We start from the raw sequence: 20,657 nt of genomic DNA, 5'->3' as shown, positions 1-20,657 counted from the left end.
GAGGATCAGCCCGTCCACGGGTGTGGGGGACGATCAGCCGGCCCGGCGCCGGCCGCGCAGCCCGGGCGGGAGCGCGTACCGGGTGAGCAGGGCGAAGAAGAGCTGGACGCCGACCGCGAGCAGCACCACCAGCAGCGCGCCGCCCGCCGTGACGGCGTAGTCCCGGGTGGCCAGCCCGTCGATGACGTACCGGCCGAGGCCGCCGAGGCCGACGTACGCGGCGACCGTGGCCGTTGCGATCACCTGCACGGACGCGGTCCGGAACCCGGCCAGCAGGGTCGGCAGTGCGGACGGCAGGCAGACCTGCCACAGCACCTGCGGGTGCGTCAGCCCGACTCCGCGCGCGGCGTCCCGGACGTCCGGGTCGGTGCCGCGCACCCCCTCGACGGCGGCCACCAGCAGCGGCGGCGCGGCGAGGGCGATCAGCGGCAGCAGGACGGCGGTGTCGCCCACCCCGGCCAGCAGCACCGCCAGCGTCACCAGCCCGAGTGTGGGCAGTGCGCGGGCGGCGCCGGCCAGCGAGGTGACGGCGGCGGCGCCGCGCCCGGTGTAGCCGATCAGCAGGCCGAGCGGGACGGCCAGCAGGGCCGCACAGAGCAGCGCCTCGCCGGAGAGCAGCAGGTGCTCGGTGACGCGGTGCACGATCGAGTCCGGGCCGCTGCGGCGGTCCGGGGAGGAGAAGAAGTCCCCCAGCCAGGAGAGCCAGTTCACCGGGCCGCCCCCTTCTCCCGGACGGCCCACGGTGCGAGCAGCCGCCGCGCGCCGAGCAGCAGCAGGTCCACGGCCAGCGCCAGGGCGGCGATCAGCACGATGCCGGCCACGATCGGGGTCGGGAAGGTGCGCTGGAAGCCGTCGATGAACAGGTAGCCCAGCCCGCCGCGCCCGATCAGCGCGCCGACGCTGGCCAGCGAGATGCTGGAGACCGCCGCCACCCGCAGACCGGCCACCAGGTACGGCACGGCGGCGGGCAGTTCGACGGCCGCGAGCCGGTGCCAGGGTCCGTAGCCCATCGCGGTGGCCGCCTGCCGGACCGGTTCGGGGACGGCCCGCAGCCCGTCCACCGTGGTCGGCAGCAGGACGGCCACGGCGTAGAAGGTGAGCGGGATCATCACGGTGGCCTGGGTGGCCAGCCCGGTGTAGGGGATGAGCAGCACGAAGACGGCCACCGACGGCAGTGCGTAGACGACGTTGAAGACGGCGGCGAAGGGCTGGTAGAGCCGGGGGTACCGGGTGCAGACCAGGCCGAGCGGGACGGCCAGCAGCAGGCCGATCAGCACCGGGAGCAGTGCGATCACCGTGTGGTCGGCGAGCAGGTCGCCGAGGTAGCCGAGGTGGTCGCCGATCCAGTACCAGCGGACGATCGGTTCATCGTCCACCGGTGGCCCCGTCCGTCGCGGCCCGGTCGGCGCCGTCCGGTCCGGCCGTCGCCCCGGGGCTCCCCGCGGGCTGGACGCCGGTCGCCGCCGGCTGGACGACGGTCCCCGCCGACTTGACGGGGGTACCCGCCGACGTGACGGGGGTTCCTGTGAGGGCGGCGGGCGTGTCCGGGAGGTCGGCGGGGGTGCCGGTGACGGCGGCGGGAGTGTCCGTGAGGGCGGCGAGGACGGCCTCACGGCTCGCCGTCCCGGTGGCCCGCCCGTCGGCGTCCAGCGCGACGGCGACCCCGGCGGGGGAGAGGACGGCGGCGTCCAGTGCGCTGCGCAGGGTGTCCGTCCCGGGGTGGTAGCCGGCCGCCGGGTGCAGGGTGGCGCTGGGCGCGTCCCGGTCGATCCAGCCGATCGGGCGGCGTTGGTCGTCCAGTGCCAACTCCCAGCCGCCGTGGCGCAGCCCGTCGGCCACCGGGCGGACCGTGACGGCGGAGGCGGGGCGCAGGCCGAGCCCGCGCAGGCCGCGGTCGCGGCCGAGGAAGGCGGCCACGTCGTCGTCGGCGGGTGCGGTGAGCAGGGTGTGCGGGTCGGCGAGCTGGGCGATCCGGCCCTGTTCGCGCAGCACCACGACCTGGTCGCCGAGCCGGACGGCCTCCTCGATGTCGTGCGTCACGAACAGCACCGTCTTGTGCAGCTCGGACTGGAGGCGCAGCAGCTCGTCCTGGAGCCCCGCGCGGACCACCGGGTCGACGGCGCTGAACGGTTCGTCCATCAGCAGCACCGGCGGGTCCGCTGCCAGGGCCCGGGCCACGCCGACGCGCTGCTGCTGGCCGCCGGAGAGCTGGAACGGGTACCGCTTGCCGGTCTCGGGCGCCAGCCCGACCAGCTCCAGCAGCTCGGCGGCCCGGGCGCGGGCCTTCTTCCGGTCCCAGCCGAGCAGGTAGGGGACGGTGGCGATGTTGTCGATGACCCTGCGGTGCGGGAAGAGCCCGGCCTGCTGGATGACGTACCCGATGCCGCGGCGCAGCTTGGCGGGCTCCAGCTCGGCGACGTCCGTGCCGTCCAGCAGCACCCGGCCCGAGGTCGGCTCGACCATCCGGTTGACCATGCGCAGCAGGGTCGTCTTGCCGCAGCCGGACGGGCCGACCAGCACGGTTATCCGGCCGGTGGGCACGTCGAGGTCCAGGCCCCCGACGGCGATGGTGCCGTCGGGGTGGCGCTTGCCGGCGCCGTCGAATCTGATCACGGGGAGTTTCCTCGTCTCGGCGCCCCGCGGTGGCGGCGCCGATGGTGGCGGTCTGTCGGTCGGTGGCGGCTTGTCGACAGTTGACGGTGCGTGTTGCAGCTGTCCGTCTGTCATATCAACCGCCCGGACGTTCTTCCGCCCGCGTGGCTGCCCAGGAACGGGCCGGCGGAAACCCTGATCAGACTGTGACCTGAATCATCTCCTGTCTCTGACGCACCACCCGGGCGGGCCCTCAGCCGCCCGGCCGGGTCGGCAGTCCGGCGGCCGCCCAGCCGACGAAGCCACCGTCCAGGTCGGTCGCCCGGTGCAGCCCCAGCTCGCGCAGCGAGGCCGCGGCCAGACTGGAGGCGTAGCCCTCCGAGCAGACCACGACCACCTCCACGTCGTATCCCGTCGCCTCCGGGATCCGGTGGCTTCCGGTCGGATCGAGCCGCCATTCCAGCACGTTGCGCTCGATCACCAGCGATCCCGGGATCTCCCCCTCGGCCGCCCGCTGCGCCGCCGGCCGGATGTCCACCAGCAGCGCGCCGTTCAGCTGTGCCTGGCGGGCCTCCCTGGCCCCGGGCCGGTGGACGCCCCCGCGGGCGCGCTCCACCAGGTCGTCGACGGTGGTCACCATTGCTCCGGTCCTTCCTGGGAGGTGCGGACCAGGCCGCCGGCCCGCAGGTCGTAGTGCGCCATGGAGCTCAGCGGCGGCGAGTAGGCGTGCAGGGTGACGGCCGGGCCGGAGGCCGTGTTGCGGACGTCGTGCACGTACTCGGGGCCGAAGGCCCGGGTGGTGCCGGCGGGCACCCGGCGGATCAGCAGGCCCTGCTCGGGCCCGCCGAGCGAGAGCTCCTCCAACTCGCCGAGCGCGACGGTGAACGCGCCGCGCGAGCCGCCGTGGTCGTGGAAGCCGGTGGACTGGCCGGGCAGCCAGCTGATCAGCCAGACCTCGTGCTCCTCGTCGGCCACCAGCCGGCGGTACCAGCGCTCGTCGGTGGAGAGGCGGACGTGGTGGATCCACCGGTCGGGCTGCTCGGCCAGCTCGCGGACGATCCCGCGCAGGACGTTGGGTGTCAGCGGGGCACGGGCCCCGCCGGTGGTGGCGGGTGCCACCACTGCGGTGGTGGTGGCGGCGGACGTTGTGGGGTCGGCGGTGCCGGGGGCGAGGTCCAGGCTCATGTGGGCGTCCTCGGGGAAGGCGGAGCGAGTGGAGGGCGGGGGCCGTGCTCGGGTGCGGACCCGGGTGCGGCCGCGGAGGTGCCGACGGGCACGGGTGCGCCGGGCGGGGCGCGTCAGGAGTACGGGTGCGCGGTGCGGGTCCTGGAAGACGTCACAGGGCGGGACCGGCGGGGAAAGGCAGGGTCAACAGGCACAGATGGAACTCGCCTGGCGTCGCAGATCGACGTGCAGGCGGCAGACCAGAGTGGTGCCGGAGTCCATGCGCCGGATCTTTCCCGACGGGAAGGGCGCGAGTCAAGCGAGGCCCGTCACCCCTGCGTGGCGCGCCTGGGTGCGGGCGGGGCCGGCGCCGGGGCGGGCGGAGGGATGTGCGGCGCGCTGCCCTGCGTGCTGTCCGGCGGGGCCTGCGGCGGGGTCGCGGGGGCCTCCGCGCCCGGGCGGGTGCCGGCCAGCGCCGCCTTCACCACGGGTGCGGCCTGCTCGCCCAGATGGCGCCCGAGCGTCTGGTACGCGTCGAACTGCCGGTGGTCGAACCACTGGTCGCCGGTGGAGTCGTTGGGGAAGGCCGGGTTGGCCACCGCGTAGGAGTGCAGCTCGTACGGCATGTCGGCGGTCAGCACGGCCTGGACGACGATCAGGGTGCCGTGGCTCCCGCCACCTCCGTGCTCCCCGCAGGCCCCGCAGGCCCCGCGGGCTCGGCGGTCCGCGTCGTTCTCCTCATCCTCGCCGTGCCTGCCGTCCTCGCCGCGCCTGGCCTCCTCGCCTTCCTCGTCGTACTCGTCCGCGATGATGAGCGCGTCCGGATAGTGGATGTCGCCGGTGATCACCGTCCGGGCGGAGAGCCGGTCGGCCAGCCGCGCCGCCAGGCCGCGCAGCGGCTGCCCGCCCGCGCTGCCCGGGATCAGCAGCTCGGGCTCGTGCAGGGTGATGGTGATGCCCAGCTCCTCGCGGGCGAGCGTGATCGCCGCCGCCAGGGTGGCCGCGTAGGAGGTGTCCCCGCTGGCGTCGATGCAGACCGCGGTGCGTACGCCGTGCCGGAGCAGCTCGACCAGCCCGAGGTTCTCGTAGTGGCCGCCGTCGGTGGTGAGCAGGAACCGGTCGTCCATCGGGAACCGCCCGCACAGCTCGCGCAGTTGGTAGGGGAGCCGGCGGACGGCGGGCTGTGGTGCCCGCCGCCAGTCCCGCTCGGCCGCCCAGAGCGGACCGAGCACGGCGGGGTTGGGCAGCCAGGTGCCGAGCCGGGCGTTGGTGACGGCGAACAGGCCCTGGTAGGCGCGGGACTGACGCCCCATCGCCGAGGAGAACGCGGCGCCGGAGACCGCCATCGCGGACTGCACGGTGAGGTCCCGGGCGATGTGCCGCCGGGTGCGCCGCTCCAGCAGGTCGGTCCGCGCGTAGCCGACGTCCGGCCCGCCCACGTAGTCGTGCGAGAAGGTGAACGACACCGCCCTGCGCCCGGGCGGCGTACGGGAGTTGCCGGACAGGTTGGCCGCCGCCGCGAACACCACCTGCGGGAAGCCGGGGTGCCGGGCGCCGTAGTGGCTGAGCCGGGTCTGCTCGCGGAAGAAGTGGTAGGGCCGGGCCAGGACCTCGCCGTCCTCGGTGGAGCGGCGGACGGCGAACGCGGAGGCGAGCCGGCGCCGGTAGAACGGGTGCAGGCCCATCCAGGTCTGGTCGAGGTTGAGCCCGACCGACCCGAGCACGAGCGGCAGCAGCACCTGCGCGGCGACGGGCCAGGCGTGCCCGGTGGCGACCGCCCAGCCGAGGGCGAGCAGTGCGCCGGCCGACAGCGCGGCCAGTGCCGACCAGACCAGCAGGTACTCGGTGATCCGGCCGCCCAGCCCGCCGCCGAGGCGCCTGGCGTCGTGCATCAGCCCGCCGAGTGCCGCCGCGCCCTGCTCGACGGCGCGGCGCCCGTGCCACAGGATGCCGAGCAGCAGCGCCAGGTAGCTGAGCAGGACGGTGAGGCTGAGCCCCGCACCGGTCTGCCGCGCGCCGACCGAGAGCGACTCCTGGAGCCGGACCGCGGCCCAGGCCAGCCCGGGCACCACCAGCACCCCGGCGGCCAGCAGCGCCGCCAGTGCCAGCGCGCCGTACGAGAGCAGGCGCAGCGTGCGCGGCAGCAGGGTGTTCCAGCCGAGCAGCGAGAAGACCAGCAGCCAGAGCAGCCAGCAGGCGACGCCGGCCGCGAGCAGTCCGAGCAGCGCCAGGAGGGCCGGCTCGCGGACGGCGAACGGGCCGGGCGGGCCGCCCCCGCCGGTGCGCAGGCCGACCGCGGCCAGGCCGTCCAGGTCGGCCAGTGGCACGAGATGGTAGAAGCGGCTGAGCCCGAGGCCGAGCACCAGGACGGCGGCGAGCAGCAGGGTGAGCGCCGCGACCAGGCCGCGCAGCAGTGTCCCGAGGGCGACCAGCCACTGCCCGGTGCCGTCCGCCAGGTACTTGGCGTTCCGGCGCAGGTGGTCCTCCTCCGGGGAGCCGGGCTCCAGGACGTCGTCCGCCGTCAGGCCGGAGACGGCGCGCACCGGGCCGCCGGGCGCCGCGTCGCTGAGCGCCAGTTGCAGTGCGCCGACGGTGTAGCCGCCGCCGGAGACGGAGACCAGGTACCGGGCCTCCTTCAGCCAGGGGCGCAGCGACTGGAGAGCGCCCAGGGTGATGCAGGCGGACCGGATGCCGCCGCCGGAGACGCAGAACCCCAGCCGGGCGTGCTCGCGGCCGGGCGGCACCACGGCGCCGTTGCGCCAGCGGGCCCGGTGGTCGAGCGGGGGGTGCGTGCGGCGGCCGGTCGGCCAGTGCCCGCCGCGGGCGGTGGCCACCGGCCAGGGCGGGACCAGTGCGGGCGCCTCCGCCCCGGGAGCGCCGGCGGCCCCGGGAACGCCAGGGGTCCCGGGAGGGTCCGGGGCCCCGGTGCGCCCGGTGGCGGTCTCGGGCGGGCGCCGGAACACGCCGCGCAATGCGCGGTGGAGGGTGGCGGTGACGACGACCACGGCGATGGCCCCGGCCGGCAGGAGCAGCAGCCACATGACGGTGGCGAGTGCGGACGCGGCGGCGAACGGGGTGTCGGAGCCGGTGCCGGCACCGGGTGCCCGGAGCCCGCCCGGCCCGCCAAACCGGTCCAGCCCGTCCAGCCCGTCGAGCCGGCTGCCCAGCAGGGCGTTCCCCGCGAGGCCGCAGGCGCCCGCGAGCAGCCCGGCGCCGCCCCCGGCGAGTGCGGTGAGCCGCCAGTGCGGCCGGGTGAGCACGTACCGGCCCAGCAGCCCGGCCGCGGCGAGCGTCAGGGTGCAGCCGCCGAGCAGCCACCAGCCGGCCGCCAGTGCCGCCCGGTACGCGGCGGGCTGCCCGCCGGCCACGGCCCAGGCGGCCTCCCGGGTGCCGGCCAGCTGCAGTGCCACACCCCGTACCGACGGCGCCCAGTGGTGGAAGAGCAGCCACCCCAGCGCGAGCGGTACGGGCACGCCGAGCGCGAGCAGCACCCCGGCCCAGGGCGGGACCGGGCGCGGAACGAGAGCGGAGGACTCCTCGGACACCGCCACCACACCCACCTCCCCGTGCACCCCGGGACCCGGCCGCCCGGGCGGCGCGGATCACTGTCGGCCACTGCCTGGTAACGCACCGGAGCAGCATCATGGCGCGTTCTACCCCGATGCGCAGTGCCTCGCACAGGATTCACCCGAATGAGTAAGGAGAGCGGTAGCGGGGTAGATGACCGTTTCATCCCATCTACTCGCCCCCGCGTGTCCGCGTAACAAGATCGCCCCAGCCGCGTTGCGCCCGACGTATTGTCAGGCCACCGAGGCCGGGCCTACGGTCTACGCACCACGTTCTACGCACGTAGATGCGTCGTCGACACACGCGTCAACCCGCAGGCAGAACCGCCCCGCCAACCCTCAGACCGCAGGCCCGACCCCCCGGCCGGGCCGCGGAGTTGCGGAGGTACCCATGTCGCAGATCGTCCGCGCCGCCCTCGTCCAGACCCGGTGGACCGGAGACCAGGAGACGATGATCGCCCTCCACGAGCGGTACGCCCGCGAGGCCGCCGCCCAGGGAGCCGGGATCATCGGATTCCAGGAGGTCTTCAACGCCCCCTACTTCTGTCAGGTCCAGGAGCCCGAGCACTACCGCTGGGCCGAGGCCGTCCCCGACGGCCCCACCGTCCGCCGGATGCAGGACCTCGCCCGGGAACTCGGCCTGGTCGTGGTCGTCCCCGTCTACGAGGAGGATCAGCCCGGCGTCTACTACAACACCGCCGCCGTGATCGACGCCGACGGCCGCTACCTCGGCAAGTACCGCAAGCACCACATCCCCCAGGTCAAGGGCTTCTGGGAGAAGTACTACTTCAAGCCCGGCAACCTCGGCTGGCCCGTCTTCGACACCGCCGTCGGCAAGGTCGGCGTCTACATCTGCTACGACCGCCACTTCCCCGAGGGCTGGCGCGCCCTCGGCCTGGCCGGCGCCCAGATCGTCTACAACCCCTCCGCCACCAGCCGCGGCCTCTCCGCCTACCTCTGGCAGCTCGAACAGCCCGCCGCCGCCGTCGCCAACGAGTACTTCGTCGCCGCGATCAACCGCGTCGGCACCGAGGAGTACGGCGACAACGACTTCTACGGCACCTCCTACTTCGTCGACCCGCGCGGCCAGTTCGTCGGCGACGTCGCCTCCGACAAGGAGGAGGAGCTCGTCGTCCGCGACCTCGACCTCGGCCTCATCGAAGAGGTCCGCCAACAGTGGGCGTTCTACCGCGACCGCCGCCCCGAGGCCTACGGACCCCTGACCGAGGCCTGAGGAGGGCGAACGCTGTGAGCCGTACTGTGATCCGCGGCGGCCTCGTCATCACCGCCGCCGACGAACTCCACGCCGACGTCCTCGTCGAGGGCGAACGCATCGCCGCCCTCGCCGCCACCGGCAGCGACGCCGCCCGGGCCTGGACCGCCGACACCGTCATCGACGCCACCGGCCACTACGTCATCCCCGGCGGCGTCGACGCCCACACCCACATGGAGCTGCCCTTCGGCGGCACCGCCGCCTCCGACACCTTCGAGACCGGCACCCGCGCCGCGGCCTGGGGCGGCACCACCACCATCGTCGACTTCGCCGTCCAGCCCGTCGGCGGCTCCCTGCGCGAAGGCCTCGACGCCTGGCACGCCAAGGCCGACGGCAACTGCGCCGTCGACTACGCGTTCCACACCATCGTCTCCGACGTCAACGACGGCGTCCTCAAGGAGATGGACGCCCTCGTCGACTCCGGCGAGTCCACCTCCTTCAAGCTCTTCATGGCCTACCCCGGCGTCTTCTACAGCGACGACGGCCGCATCCTGCGCGCCATGCAGCGCGGCGCCGCCAACGGCGGGCTGACCATGATGCACGCGGAGAACGGCATCGCCATCGACGTCCTGGTCGAACAGGCCCTCGCCGCCGGCCGGACCGCCCCCCGGTACCACGGCGAGGTCCGCCGCGAACTCCTGGAAGCCGAGGCCACGCACCGCGCCATCAAGCTCGCCCAGGTCGCCGGCAGCCCCCTCTACGTCGTCCACGTCTCCGCCGCCTCGGCGCTCGCCGAACTCGCCCGCGCCCGCGACGACGGCCTCAACGTCTTCGGCGAGACCTGCCCCCAATACCTCTTCCTCTCCACCGACAACCTCGCCGAGGAGGGCGCCGACGGCTTCGAGGGCGCCAAGTACGTGTGCAGCACCCCGCTGCGCCCCCGCGAGCACCAGGAGGCGCTCTGGCGCGGCCTGCGCACCAACGACCTCCAGGTGGTCTCCACCGACCACTGCCCGTTCTGCTACGTGGGCCAGAAGGAGCTCGGCCGCGGCGACTTCTCCAGGATCCCCAACGGCCTGCCCGGCGTGGAGAACCGCATGGACCTCCTCCACCAGGCCGTCGTCGACGGGCGCCTCAGCCGCCGCCGCTGGATCGAGATCGCCTGCACCACCCCGGCCCGGATGTTCGGCCTCCACCCGCGCAAGGGCACCATCGCCCCCGGCGCCGACGCCGACCTGGTCGTCTATGACCCCACGGCCGTGCAGACCGTCTCCGCCGCCACCCACCACATGAACGTCGACTACTCGGCCTACGAGGGCCGCCGGCTCACCGGCCGCGCCAGGACGGTGCTCTCCCGCGGCACCGTCGTCCTCGACGACGGCCGGTGGCTCGGCCGCGCCGGCCACGGCACCTTCCTGCGCCGCGACACCTGCCAGTACCTCGTCTGACCTCCGCCACGCCGCTCGGGGCCGGTCCTCCGGCCCCGGGTCCGGCGTTCCCCGGACCCGTGCCCGGCAACCCCGGGCCGGAACACCCCGGCAACCCCGGGCACACCCCTCACCCTCACCGGCAACCACCGGGCAGACCCTCCGCCCCCGACGCCCCTGGAGACCTCATGGACATCGGCCTCGTCCTGCAGACCGACCCGCCCGCCCGCCTGCTCATCGACCGGATGATCCGCGCCGAGCAGGCCGGCTTCACCCACGGCTGGACCTTCGACTCCTGCGTCCTGTGGCAGGAGCCCTTCGTCGTCTACAGCCGGATCCTCGCCGAGACGACGGGGCTGACCGTCGGCCCGATGGTCACCAACCCCTCCACCCGCACCTGGGAGGTCACCGCCTCCCTCTTCGCCACCCTCAACGACATGTACGGCAACCGCACCGTCTGCGGCATCGGCCGCGGCGACTCCGCGATGCGCGTCGCCGGGCGCCACCCCGCCACCCTCGCCCGGCTCTCCGAGGCCATGCACGCCATCAAGGAGCTGGCCGAGGGCCGCACCGTCGAGGTGGACGGCACCGACATGCACCTGCCCTGGGTCGGCGACGGCGCCCGGCTGCCCGTCTGGATGGGCGCGTACGGGCCCAAGGCGCTGGCTCTGACCGGTCGTCAGGCCGACGGCTTCATCCTCCAGCTCGCCGACCCGTACCTCACCGAGTACATGATCAAGGCCGTCCGCAAGGCCGCGGCCGAGGCCGGCCGCGACCCCGGCAGCCTCACCATCTGCGTCGCCGCCCCCGCCTACGTCACCCCCGACGACTCCCCGCAGGCCCTCGCCCACGCCCGCGAACAGTGCCGCTGGTTCGGCGGCATGGTCGGCAACCACGTCGCCGACCTCGTCACCCACTACGGAGAGCACTCCGCCCTCGTCCCCGACGCCCTCACCGAATACATCAAGGGCCGCCAGGGCTACGACTACAGCCACCACGGCCGGGCGGGGAACCCCGACACCGCCTTCGTCCCCGACGAGATCGTCGACCGCTTCTGCCTCATCGGCCCGCCCGCCGCCCAGCTCGAACGCCTCCACCGGCTCCGCGCCCTCGGCGTCGACCAGTTCGCCGTCTACGCCATGCACGACGCCGTCGAAGCCACCATCGACGCCTACGGAACCGACGTCATCCCCCGACTGCGCGAAGCCGACCGCGAAGCCGACCGCCAAGGCGACCGCGAAGGCGACCGCGAAGGCGACCGCCCGTGACCGGGACCGCCGAGATAGGGGACGGCGCCCCGGCCGACGGGCCGGGGCCGCAACTCCGGCACGCCGACGGCCGGGTCGAGTTGGACCCGGCCGCCCCGGCCCTGCCCGCCAACGGCTACACCAACGACGACCTGCGCCCCGTCCCCGTCGCCCGCCGGACCTGGACCACCTACAACTTCCTCGCCCTCTGGGTCGGCATGGCCCACAACATCCCCTCCTGGACCCTCGCCTCCGGTCTCGTCGCGCTCGGCATGGACTGGAAACAGGCCGTCCTCACCATCGCCCTGGCCAACCTCATCGTGCTCGCGCCGATGCTGCTCACCGGCTATGCCGGCACCAAGTACGGCATCCCGTTCCCGGTCTTCGCCCGCGCCGCCTTCGGCCTGCGCGGCGCCAACCTGCCCGCCCTCCTGCGGGCCGCCGTCGCCTGCGCCTGGTTCGGCATCCAGACCTGGATCGGCGGCGAGGGCATCTTCCTGCTCGCCGGCAAGCTCCTCGGCGAATCCTGGCGAACCGCGGCCGAGTTCGGCGGCTACCCGTGGACGCAGTGGCTCTCCTTCCTGCTGTTCTGGCTGGTCGAGATGGCCGTCATCGCCCGCGGCATGGAGACCCTGCGCCGGTTCGAGAACTGGGCCGCGCCCTTCGTCATCGTCGGCGCCCTCGCCCTGCTCGCCTGGATCACCGTCAAGGCCGGCGGCTTCGGCCCGCTGCTCGACCAGCCCTCCAGGCTCGGCTGGGACGGCGACTTCTGGAAGGTCTTCTTCCCCGCGCTCATGGGCATGATCGGGTTCTGGTCGACCCTCTCCCTCAACATCCCGGACTTCACCCGCTTCGGCGGCAGCCAGCGCGCCCAGATCCGCGGCCAGGCCCTCGGCCTGCCGACGACGATGACCCTCTTCGCGCTGCTCTCCGTCCTGGTCACCTCCGGCTCCCAGGCCGTCTACGGCGAACCCGTCTGGGACCCGATCGCGCTCGCCGCCAAGATGGAGAACCCGGCCGGCATCCTGTTCGCGCTGCTGACCGTCCTCGTCGCGACCCTGTCGGTCAACATCGCCGCCAACGTCGTCTCACCCGCCTACGACCTCGCCAACCTGCTGCCCCGCCTCGTCGACTTCCGTACCGGGGCGCTGGTCACGGGCGTCGTCGGGATCGCGGTCTTCCCCTGGAAGCTGATCTCCGACCCGCACGTCTACATCTTCACCTGGCTCGGCGTCGTCGGCGGCCTGCTCGGCACCGTCGCCGGCATCCTCATCGCCGACTACTGGCTGCTGCGCCGCACCCGGCTCCACCTCGCCGACCTCTACCGCCCGCACGGCGCGTACTGGTACACGGCCGGCTGGAACTGGCGCGCCGTCGTCGCCCTGCTGGCCGGCGGCCTCCTCGCCGTCGGCGGCTCCTACGGCGGCCCGTTCCCGGCGGACGGCCTCGTTCCGCTCCTCAAGCCCCTCGCCGACTACGGCTGGGCCGTCGGCGTCGCCTCGTCCCTGGCCCTCTACACGGCACTCACCGTGACGACGGGGCGCGGCCGGCGGGACTGACGCTCCAACGGTGCCCGCCCGGACGGTGCCCGCCCGGGCCGGGGTCGGCGGGGCGTGGTTCGGCGGGGCGTGGTTCAGCCGGTGAGGCGGTCGACGGCGGCGAGGACCTTGGCGGTGCCGTCCTCCCCGCGGAGGGCCGCCGCGACCGCCCGGGCGCGGGTGCGGTGGCGGGGGTCGTCGACGGCCTGCCGGATCGCCGCGGCCAGGCGGGCCGACGTGAGGGCCGGGAGGGGGACCGGCCCGGGGGAGACGCCGAGGCGGGTGAGGCGCGCGGCCCAGAAGGGTGCGTCGAGCTGGGCGGGGACGGGGACGGCGGGCGTGCCGGAGCGGAGGGTGGCGGCGGTGGTCCCGGCGCCCGCGTGGTGGACGACGGCGGCCGTGCGCGGGAAGAGCCACTCGTGCGGGGCGTCGCCGATGGTGAGGACGGTCTCGCCGTCCGGTGCGGCCAGGCCGCTCCAGCCGGACTGGACGACGGCGCGGACGCGGGCCGTCCGTACGGCGGCGAGGACGGTGGCGGTGACGCGCTCCGGGTCGGGGACGACCAGGCTGCCGAAGCCGACGAAGACGGGTGGCGGGCCGGCGGCGAGGAAGTCGGCCAGTTCGGGCGGGGGTTGCCAGCCGGGGTCGGGGTGGGGCCACCAGTAGCCGGCTACGTCCAGGCCGGGGCGCCAGTCGGCGGGGCGCGGGACGACGGCGGGGGAGAAGCCGTGCAGGACGGGGTGGTGACGCCGGGACCGCGCGACGCCGTGCGCCGGCAGGCCCAGCCGGCGCCGGAGCCGGCGCACCGCGGGGGCGAAGAGGCGGTCGGTGGCGGCCTGGACGGCGTGGCCGGCGAGCAGGTTCCCGGTGCGGCCCAGCGACCGGGTGCCGGTGACGGCGGGAGCGAACTCCCTCGTGGGGGAGAGGGGTTGGAGGTAGAGGCCGAGGGTGGGGATGCCGACGGCCTCGGCGACGACCTGGCCGAGTGCGGAGGTGGTGCTGGTGGTCAGGAGGAGGTCGGCGCCCTGCTCGGTCGCCGCAGCGATGCCGTCGCCGAGGGCCGGTATGAAGGACCGTCCCAGGCGCAGAAGTTGGAGGACGGCGATTGGTCCGGCGCCGGCCCGGAGGAGACGCTGGCCGGCGGTGGAGGCCAGTTCGGCACGCGGGTCGACGGGCAGGGCGCGGAACTCCAGCCCGGCCGCGCGGACGGGGCCGGCGAAGGTGTCGTGGGTCGCGACGGCGACCTGGTGGCCGGCTGCGCGGAGCCGGGCGCCGAGCCCGGTGAAGGGGGCGACGTCGCCCCGCGAGCCGGCGGTGGCGATCAGGATGCGCATGGCCGCAGTATCGCGGCGCGTGCCGCGCCGGTGGCGGGTGCCACGCCCGGCGCACGGGAACCGCGGGGGCGCACGGGTGCGTCCTTCGCGGCAGGGCGGTCCGGACGGGGCCGCCGTCGCAGGAGGGCGGGAGGACGTATGGGCATCGTCGCGTGGATCGTGTTGGGCCTGGTGGCCGGAGCCCTGGCCAAGCTGCTGCTGCCGGGCCGGGACCCGGGCGGTCTGGTGGTGACCACCCTGATCGGCATCGCCGGCTCCTTCGTGGGCGGCTGGATCTCCTCGCACTTCCTGCACCGCCCGGTGGCCACGCACTTCTTCGACCTGGCCACCTGGGTGTCGGCGATCGGCGGGGCGCTGGTGCTGCTGGTGCTGTACCGGATCCTCTTCGGCAACTCCCGCCGCTGACCTGACGCCTGCTGCCGACCTGACGCCGGTCACCGATCTGACGCCGGTCACGGGCCGACGCCGGCCGCCGACTTGACGCCGGCCACCGGCAGACGCCGGGCCCACGTCGGGCCGGGCCCGGCCGGGTGGATCCCGGCCGCGTCAGACCTCGGCGACCCAGCCGGGCAGGTCCTCGCGGGCGGCCGGCCAGGCGGCGGGCACGCCGGTGAGGCCGGTCCGGGCGGCGACCACGCCGGCCGCGATCGCGCAGGTGGTGTCCATGTCGCCCCAGCCCTCCAGGGTCTGCCAGATCGCCTCGGGCAGGGAGTCCAACTGCCCCGCGGCGGACCAGAGTGCGAACGGGACGGTGTCCGGCGCGGAGATCTGGAGGCCCGAGCCGAGGACGGTCGCGGCGTGCCGGACGGAGGTGTGCCCGGGCAGGCGGGCGGCGGTCCGCAGCCCGGAGCGGACATCGCTGTCGGGCAGCCGGCCGGCCACCTCGGTCAGCAGCTCGGCCCGCCCCGGCGGGCGGCCGCCGCGGCTGCGGGCGGCGAGCGCCGCCGCGAGGGCGACCGCGACCGCGCCCGTCACCGCCTCCGGGTGGAAGTGCGTGGTGAGCGCCTGCAGTTCGGCCTGCCGGGCGACGGTGTCGAGGTCGTCGGCGAACCAGGCGCCGAGCGGCGCGACCCGCATCGCGGCGCCGTTCCCGTACGAGCCCTGGCCGCCGAACTGCTGCGCGGTGACGGTCCGCCAGTCGGCGCCGGCACCGATGTCGCGCAGCACGCCGTGCATCGACGGCCCGTACTTGCGGCCGTACTCGGCGGCGTACTCCTCGGCGAACTCCCCGGCCAGCGCGTCCTGCACCACCTCGCCGTTGCGGACCAGGTGCCGGACCAGGACGAGCGCCATCGCGGTGTCGTCGGTCCAGTGCCAGGGTGCCGGGCGGGGCAGCCGGGCCGTCAGGGCGGCGGGCGCCTCGTCCGGGGGGACGGAGAACCAGCGGTCGCCGAAGGCGTCCCCGAGGGCGAGCCCCTGCAGGCTGTCCAGGGTGGCAACGGTGGCGCGCATGTCATCCTCCAGGTGAGATCAACTGTGTGCGCCAGTCTGCCGGGTCGTGGTGCGGGCCGGCGAGTGGATTTACCGGTGAGTGGATTTACCGCCGGCCGGGCCTGCGGGGCGCGGGCCTGTGGCGCGTCCCTGGCGGGCGGGGCCCGGAAGGGATGCCCTGGCGTGACTCTGCGGCGGGTGCCAGGGGCTGTCCGACAACTGATCTTGTGACGGTTCTAAATCGATGAGTAGGGTCCGAACCATGGACTTCCCCCGTGTCGATGGCCGGATGCTCGACGAGTGGTGCTCGCAGCACCTCGGATCGAGGATCGCGGCCGAGCGCTTCCGGAGCGGTCGGCTCGGGGCCGTGACCGGCGTCCTCCTCGCCGACGGCCGGGAGGTCGTCATCAAGGTCCGCGAGCCGGCCGCCCGCCTCGAAGGCTGCTTCGCCGTCCAGAGCCTCCTGCACGCCGCCGGCTTTCCGGCTCCCGCGCCGGTGCTGCCGCCCACCCCGTTCGGGCGGTGGACCGCCACCGTCGAATCGCTGGTCGGGGGAGGCGGCGAACTCCCGTCCCCGGGGCGTGATCCGCGGCCGTTCGCGTCGGCGCTCGAAGCGATGGTGCGCATCGCCGCCCCGATGGCCCCGCGCGTCGACCTCGAACCCAAGCCGTCCTGGAACCGCTGGGACCACGACGGGCCCGGAGTGTGGTCGACCGCCGAGGACGTCGACCGTCCCTTCCACTCGGTGGCCGGTCCGGACTGGCTCGAACGGGCCGGGAAGGGTGCGCACGAACGGATCGCCGGCTGGCGGGCGCCGAAGGTCGTCGGCCACGGCGACTGGCACCGGAACAACTTCCGCTGGCGCGGTGAGGAGCTCTACGTCGCGTACGACTGGGACAGTGCGATCGTGGACACCGAGGCCGTTGTCGTGGGCATCGCCGCAGCCTATGTGGCCCCGGCCGTGGAGGAGTCGGCGGCGTTCCTCTCGGCATACCAGGACGTGGCCGGCCGGCGGTTCGGACGCGACGAGCTCGAAGTGAGCTGGGCGACCGGCCTCTGGCTGCGGGGGTGGAAGTCCAAGCGGCAGGTCGTGACCGGCGAGCCGATCCGGTCGCTGTCCGAGGACGAGGCGATCCGCCTGGCCGCGCTCGCCGGACTCTGAGTGCCCGGCCCGGCGCCTTCCCCGGGCGCGCGGACGCGCCGCTGACCGTCGGGCTGCGACCCTGGCGCGTGTGGAAGCGTCGCCGACCGCCGGGCCGCGCGAACCCTCCGGGTGATCACCTGCCGGACGGGTCCTCATGGGCGCGAAGACCGCCGAGGATGAGCGTCCAGAGGGCTTCGAAGCGCTCCCCGGCGTTCGGGCCGGCCCACTCGGGAGCGTACGCGGGGTCGTGGAAGTGGGCGGTCGCCTCGAAGACGGCGCGGGCCGTCGAGGCCGTGTCGGCGGGCCTGAACTCCCGGGACCCGACACCGTCCTGGACGATCTGCCCGATCTGCCCGATCAGGGTGTCGAGGTGCTTCTCGACGGTGCTGCTGTTCTCCGAGACCAGCGTCATGTACGTCGCGAACAGTTGCGGGTCGTCGAGCGCCTTCCGCCGCTTGGCGGCGAACAGCGTCTCCAGCCAGCGGTGCAGCCGGTCGACGGCCGACCCGGGCGTGGCGGCGATGGACTGCAGGTCGTGGTGGGCCTGGTCGAGCCAGCGCTGGGTGACGGCCTCGCGCAGCGCCGCCTTGCTCGGGAAGAACCGGTAGACGCTGCTGTGGCTGACACCGAGGGTCCGGGCGACGTCCACGACCGTCGCCTTGGCCGGTCCGAACCGCCTGAGGACGTCCTCCGTCGCGCTCAGGATCTGCTCGGGGGTGAGTGCGCTGTCCGTGGTCACGGGGAGGTACGTCCTAACGGTGGTGCGGCTGGCGGTGTGCGGCTGACGGGGTGGCGCGGCCGGCCCGGTGGTGCGGTCGTGCGGTCGTGCGGTGGGGCTGTGGTGCGGGGGTGGTACGGGCCGGTCCGGGTGCGCCTGTGGTGCGGTGACCGCCCGGCCCCGGCGGCGGACCGGCGGCCGGGGCGGGTGCCGCGGTCAGCGCTCGCTGTCGAGGTGGGCCATCTGAGCGGCAGCGTACCTGTCCCCGGCGGCGGACCCGGCCGGGACGGCGGCCTCGATGGCGGCGAGGTCCGACTCGGTGAGCGTGACGTCCAGGGCGCCGAGGGCCTCGGCGAGCCGGTCACGGCGGCGGGCGCCGACCAGCGGCACGATGTCCTCGCCGCGCGAGGCGACCCACGCGATCGCGACCTGGGCGACACTGGCGCCCCGCTCGGCGGCGACCGCGCGCAGCGCCTCGACGAGGTTGAGGTTGTGGGTGAGGTTGTCGCCCTGGAAGCGAGGGCTGTGGCCACGGAAGTCCGTGCCGGAGAGAGCACGGTCGTTGTTCCAGTGGCCGCTGAGCAGGCCGCGCGACAGCACCCCGTACGCGGTGACGCCGATGCCCAGCTCGCGTGCGGTGGGGAGGATCTCGTCCTCGACCGAACGCGAGAGGAGCGAGTACTCGATCTGGAGGTCGCTGATCGGGTGGACGGCGGCGGCGCGGCGCAGCGTGTCGGCGCCGACCTCGGAGAGGCCGATGTGGCGGACGTAGCCGGCCTTGACCAGGTCGGCGATCGCTCCGACGGTCTCCTCGACCGGGACGTTCTGGTCGAGGCGGGCCGGGCGGTAGACGTCGATGTAGTCGGTGCGCAGGCGGCGCAGGGTGTAGGCGAGGGCGGTCTTGGTGGCGGCCGGCCGGGCGTCGTAGCCGAGCCACTGGCCGTCCGGCCCGCGCTGGGCGCCGAACTTCACGCTGATCCGGACACTGCCGCGGTCACGGCCGCGCAGCGCGTCGTGGATCAGCAGCTCGTTGTGGCCCATGCCGTAGAAGTCGCCGGTGTCGAGCAGGGTGACGCCTGCGTCGAGTGCGGCGTGGATGGTGGCGACGCTCTCCGTCTCGTCGGCCGGGCCGTAGAGGTCCGACATGCCCATGCAGCCGAGGCCGAGGGCGGAGGTGGTGAGGCCGGTGGAGCCGAGGGCGCGCCGGCGGATCCGGGGGGAGGTGGACACGGGGTGCTCCTGACAGGGGAGGGGAGGGTGGCCGGAGGTGGTGGGCGGCCGAGTTCCACTATGGCACCGGCGCTGACAGAATTCAAAATCTGTTAGTGGTCATCTGTTATCTGTCTTCTGTTATCTGTCAGCCACCGGCGGACGGCCGCCCTCCGCCGCACCGCCCTCCGCGGCGCCGCCCTCCGCGGCGCCGCACGCCCCGCTCCGGTCGCAGTACGGCTGCCCGGCGCTGCGCCCGCAGCCGCACAGCATCGCCCTCGGCGTCTCCCGGACCGCACCCTCGGAGTCCGTCACCCGCAGCTCCCCACGCAGCAGCAGCCGCCCGTCCGGCGTCCGCCGCACCGACGTCGGCCGCTCCGGCGCCTCCGTCCCGCCGTCCGCCAGCCGGTAGCGGAGCGCACCCGTCGGACAGCGCCGCACCACCTCCGCGACCACCCCCGGCTCCGCCGCGTCCGGCGTGACCCACGGCCGCCGCGCCGTGTCGAAGACCGACGGCAGCCCCCTGACGCACTCGGCCGCGTGCTGGCATACCTGCGGGTCGAAGGACACGGCGATCCCCGCGGCCCCGTACGTCTTCGCGCCCGGCCGACGGCGCCCGCCCGTCCGCCCGCCGGTCGTCTCGCCGGTGTCCTGGCCGGTCTCCCGGCGGGCCGCCTCGCCCGTGTCCCCGCCGGTCTCCCCGCCGCCCATCAGTCGGACACCCGGCTGCGGTTCTCGTACGCGAGATCCGCGTACTCGGGGTGGCGCAGCATCCAGGCCTTGATGAACGGGCACGTCGCCAGTACCGGCAGCCCGCGCCTGCGGGCGTCGTCGAGGGCGGCCCGGGCCAGTGCGCCGCCCACCCCCTGCCCCTCGAAGGCCCGCTCCACCACCGTGTGCGGGTACACCACCAGGTGGTCGCTGCGCATGTACTCGGCGAACCCGGCCAGGGTGTCGCCCGCCCAGGCCTCGAAGCGGCTGTTGGCTTCGATGTCGCGCACCGTGACGGTCATCGGAGGCTCCTCGCTGCCGGACGCGGAGCCGGGGCCGGCCCCGGTCCATCATCGAGCGCGGCTCGCCGCCCCGCCCGTCGACCCGGCCGGCGCCCCCGCGGACGGACCGGCGGACGGACCGGCGGACGGCTGCGGCACCCGGCCGCAGTCCGGAGCGCGCAGCAGATGGGCCCGGGCCGGCGGCAGGTTGCGCCACACCGTCCGGTTCCCCAGCCCGTACGCCGCCTCGAACCGCCGCAGCAGCCGTACCACCGCGCGGTGCCGCGCCCCGCGCCGCGGTCCCGAGGCCAGCGTCCGGGCCGCCGTCGTGCCCAGGTACCCGAAGTAGGTGAGCTCGCCGCCCGGCACCAGCAACCGCAGGTAGAGGTCCAGGATGTGCTGCACCTGCGCCGGGTCGAAGTTGGTGAACGGCAGACCGGAGACGATCACGTCGTACCGCTCGCCTGTGCTGCTGTCGCCGCTGCCGCTGCCCGGGCTGCCGTCGCTGGTGCCCCCGTCCCTGCCCCGCCCCGCCGCCGGCCGGCACTCCGGCAGCTCCTCCACCCGGCAGGCCGACAGCCGCAGCCCGATCTCCGGCCCTCGCCGGGCCAGCTCCGCATCCTCCCGCAGCCGCTCCGCGAACCGCGGATTCGCCTCGACCACGTGCAACCGGTCGCCCGGGCGCAGCACTTGGACCAGGCGCCGGGTCACCACCCCCGTCCCGGCGCCGACCTCCAGCACCGACAACGGACGGTCCGGACGGCTGGTCACCGGGACCACCAGGGCGTTCACCAACTCCGGCCCGCTCGGTGCGAGCGCGCCCGTACTCTGAAGCGTGCGCAGCGCCTCGCCGAGGAACAGCAACCGGTCACCGGCAGGGCGGCCGGGCCGGCCGTACGACGGCCGAGCAGGGGAGTGGGGGCGTGGACCGAGCTGATCTGTCGTCATGACACCGAAGCTAGGGACGCCCGCACCCACCCGAATCGGCCGGCATGCGGCGCCGACCCCCGACGAAAGTCGAGGGTGGCACTGGTCTTTGGACGGGGGACCGGAGGCAGGGGCGGCCCGTAGCATCGGCCCAG

Annotated in this window: 19 protein-coding genes; 6 read left to right on the top strand and 13 right to left on the bottom strand. The window is 74.6% G+C overall.

Annotated elements, in window-relative coordinates:
• Positions 1-33 precede the first annotated feature (33 nt).
• From C2142_RS08780 to C2142_RS08755, 6 genes are all read right to left on the bottom strand, one after another.
• A complete protein-coding gene (locus C2142_RS08780; RefSeq protein ID WP_148641871.1) occupies positions 34-711 on the bottom strand; it encodes an ABC transporter permease in 678 nt (225 codons plus the stop codon).
• Positions 708-1,376, bottom strand: coding sequence for an ABC transporter permease (locus C2142_RS08775; RefSeq protein WP_148641870.1), 669 nt, complete (start codon positions 1,374-1,376; stop codon positions 708-710). Before C2142_RS08775 ends, C2142_RS08780 begins: the two co-directional genes overlap by 4 nt.
• Positions 1,366-2,613 carry an ATP-binding cassette domain-containing protein gene (locus C2142_RS08770; RefSeq protein WP_148641869.1) on the bottom strand — a complete coding sequence of 416 codons (1,248 nt, stop codon included), beginning with the start codon at positions 2,611-2,613 and terminating at the stop codon, positions 1,366-1,368. The genes C2142_RS08775 and C2142_RS08770 overlap by 11 nt, the downstream gene beginning before the upstream one ends.
• Positions 2,614-2,845: 232 nt before the next feature.
• The gene (locus C2142_RS08765; RefSeq protein ID WP_148641868.1) at positions 2,846-3,232 is read right to left on the bottom strand and encodes a rhodanese-like domain-containing protein; all 387 of its coding nucleotides are present in this window, start codon (positions 3,230-3,232) and stop codon (positions 2,846-2,848) included.
• The gene (locus C2142_RS08760) at positions 3,226-3,777 is read right to left on the bottom strand and encodes a cysteine dioxygenase family protein (RefSeq protein ID WP_148641867.1); all 552 of its coding nucleotides are present in this window, start codon (positions 3,775-3,777) and stop codon (positions 3,226-3,228) included. The genes C2142_RS08765 and C2142_RS08760 overlap by 7 nt, the downstream gene beginning before the upstream one ends.
• Positions 3,778-4,085: 308 nt before the next feature.
• Positions 4,086-7,307: a hypothetical protein gene (locus tag C2142_RS08755; protein ID WP_162002426.1), complete on the bottom strand. Its 3,222-nt coding sequence runs from the start codon at positions 7,305-7,307 to the stop codon at positions 4,086-4,088.
• 406 nt (positions 7,308-7,713) lie between these two features.
• On the opposite strand from C2142_RS08755, the gene C2142_RS08750 reads away from it, so the two are divergent.
• The 4 genes from C2142_RS08750 to C2142_RS08735 all read left to right on the top strand — a co-directional run bounded on the left by C2142_RS08750 (position 7,714) and on the right by C2142_RS08735 (position 12,768).
• Entirely contained in the window at positions 7,714-8,556 is an 843-nt protein-coding gene (locus C2142_RS08750) for a nitrilase-related carbon-nitrogen hydrolase (RefSeq protein WP_148641865.1), read from the top strand.
• Positions 8,557-8,570: 14 nt separating this feature from the next.
• Complete coding sequence (hydA, locus tag C2142_RS08745; protein ID WP_148641864.1) at positions 8,571-9,983, top strand: dihydropyrimidinase; 1,413 nt, start codon at positions 8,571-8,573, stop codon at positions 9,981-9,983.
• Positions 9,984-10,150: 167 nt separating this feature from the next.
• Positions 10,151-11,230 (top strand): TIGR03842 family LLM class F420-dependent oxidoreductase, encoded by a 1,080-nt coding sequence (locus C2142_RS08740; protein WP_148641863.1) that lies wholly within the window; start codon positions 10,151-10,153, stop codon positions 11,228-11,230.
• Positions 11,231-11,244: 14 nt separating this feature from the next.
• The gene (locus tag C2142_RS08735; protein ID WP_148642287.1) at positions 11,245-12,768 is read left to right on the top strand and encodes an NCS1 family nucleobase:cation symporter-1; all 1,524 of its coding nucleotides are present in this window, start codon (positions 11,245-11,247) and stop codon (positions 12,766-12,768) included.
• A 74-nt stretch (positions 12,769-12,842) separates the two neighbouring features.
• On the opposite strand, the gene C2142_RS08730 is transcribed toward C2142_RS08735, so the two are convergent.
• On the bottom strand, positions 12,843-14,081 hold the full coding sequence (locus C2142_RS08730) for a glycosyltransferase (protein ID WP_148641862.1): 1,239 nt from the start codon (positions 14,079-14,081) through the stop codon (positions 12,843-12,845).
• A gap of 138 nt (positions 14,082-14,219) precedes the next feature.
• Between C2142_RS08730 and C2142_RS08725 the strand changes: the two genes are divergently transcribed.
• Positions 14,220-14,486, top strand: coding sequence for a GlsB/YeaQ/YmgE family stress response membrane protein (locus tag C2142_RS08725; RefSeq protein ID WP_148641861.1), 267 nt, complete (start codon positions 14,220-14,222; stop codon positions 14,484-14,486).
• A gap of 141 nt (positions 14,487-14,627) precedes the next feature.
• Here C2142_RS08725 and C2142_RS08720 read toward each other — a convergent pair whose 3' ends face one another.
• Positions 14,628-15,533 (bottom strand): ADP-ribosylglycohydrolase family protein, encoded by a 906-nt coding sequence (locus C2142_RS08720; RefSeq protein WP_148641860.1) that lies wholly within the window; start codon positions 15,531-15,533, stop codon positions 14,628-14,630.
• A gap of 241 nt (positions 15,534-15,774) precedes the next feature.
• Between C2142_RS08720 and C2142_RS08715 the strand changes: the two genes are divergently transcribed.
• The gene (locus tag C2142_RS08715) at positions 15,775-16,674 is read left to right on the top strand and encodes a phosphotransferase (protein ID WP_206670943.1); all 900 of its coding nucleotides are present in this window, start codon (positions 15,775-15,777) and stop codon (positions 16,672-16,674) included.
• A gap of 115 nt (positions 16,675-16,789) precedes the next feature.
• On the opposite strand, the gene C2142_RS08710 is transcribed toward C2142_RS08715, so the two are convergent.
• From C2142_RS08710 to C2142_RS08690, 5 genes are all read right to left on the bottom strand, one after another.
• Positions 16,790-17,395, bottom strand: coding sequence for a TetR family transcriptional regulator (locus C2142_RS08710; RefSeq protein ID WP_148641859.1), 606 nt, complete (start codon positions 17,393-17,395; stop codon positions 16,790-16,792).
• A 195-nt stretch (positions 17,396-17,590) separates the two neighbouring features.
• The gene (locus C2142_RS08705; protein WP_241002459.1) at positions 17,591-18,604 is read right to left on the bottom strand and encodes an aldo/keto reductase; all 1,014 of its coding nucleotides are present in this window, start codon (positions 18,602-18,604) and stop codon (positions 17,591-17,593) included.
• 120 nt (positions 18,605-18,724) lie between these two features.
• Positions 18,725-19,159, bottom strand: coding sequence for a (4Fe-4S)-binding protein (locus C2142_RS08700; RefSeq protein ID WP_241003149.1), 435 nt, complete (start codon positions 19,157-19,159; stop codon positions 18,725-18,727).
• A gap of 134 nt (positions 19,160-19,293) precedes the next feature.
• A complete protein-coding gene (locus C2142_RS08695) occupies positions 19,294-19,596 on the bottom strand; it encodes a GNAT family N-acetyltransferase (RefSeq protein ID WP_148641857.1) in 303 nt (100 codons plus the stop codon).
• A 48-nt stretch (positions 19,597-19,644) separates the two neighbouring features.
• Positions 19,645-20,523 carry a hypothetical protein gene (locus tag C2142_RS08690; protein WP_194235762.1) on the bottom strand — a complete coding sequence of 293 codons (879 nt, stop codon included), beginning with the start codon at positions 20,521-20,523 and terminating at the stop codon, positions 19,645-19,647.
• Between the last annotated feature and the right edge of the window lie 134 nt (positions 20,524-20,657).

The sequence above is a fragment of the Streptomyces sp. CB01881 genome (assembly GCF_002953255.1).
Classification (GTDB): Bacteria; Actinomycetota; Actinomycetes; order Streptomycetales; family Streptomycetaceae; genus Kitasatospora.
The sequence above is the reverse complement of the archived record's forward strand: the minus strand, read 5'-3'. Positions and strand labels throughout refer to the sequence as shown.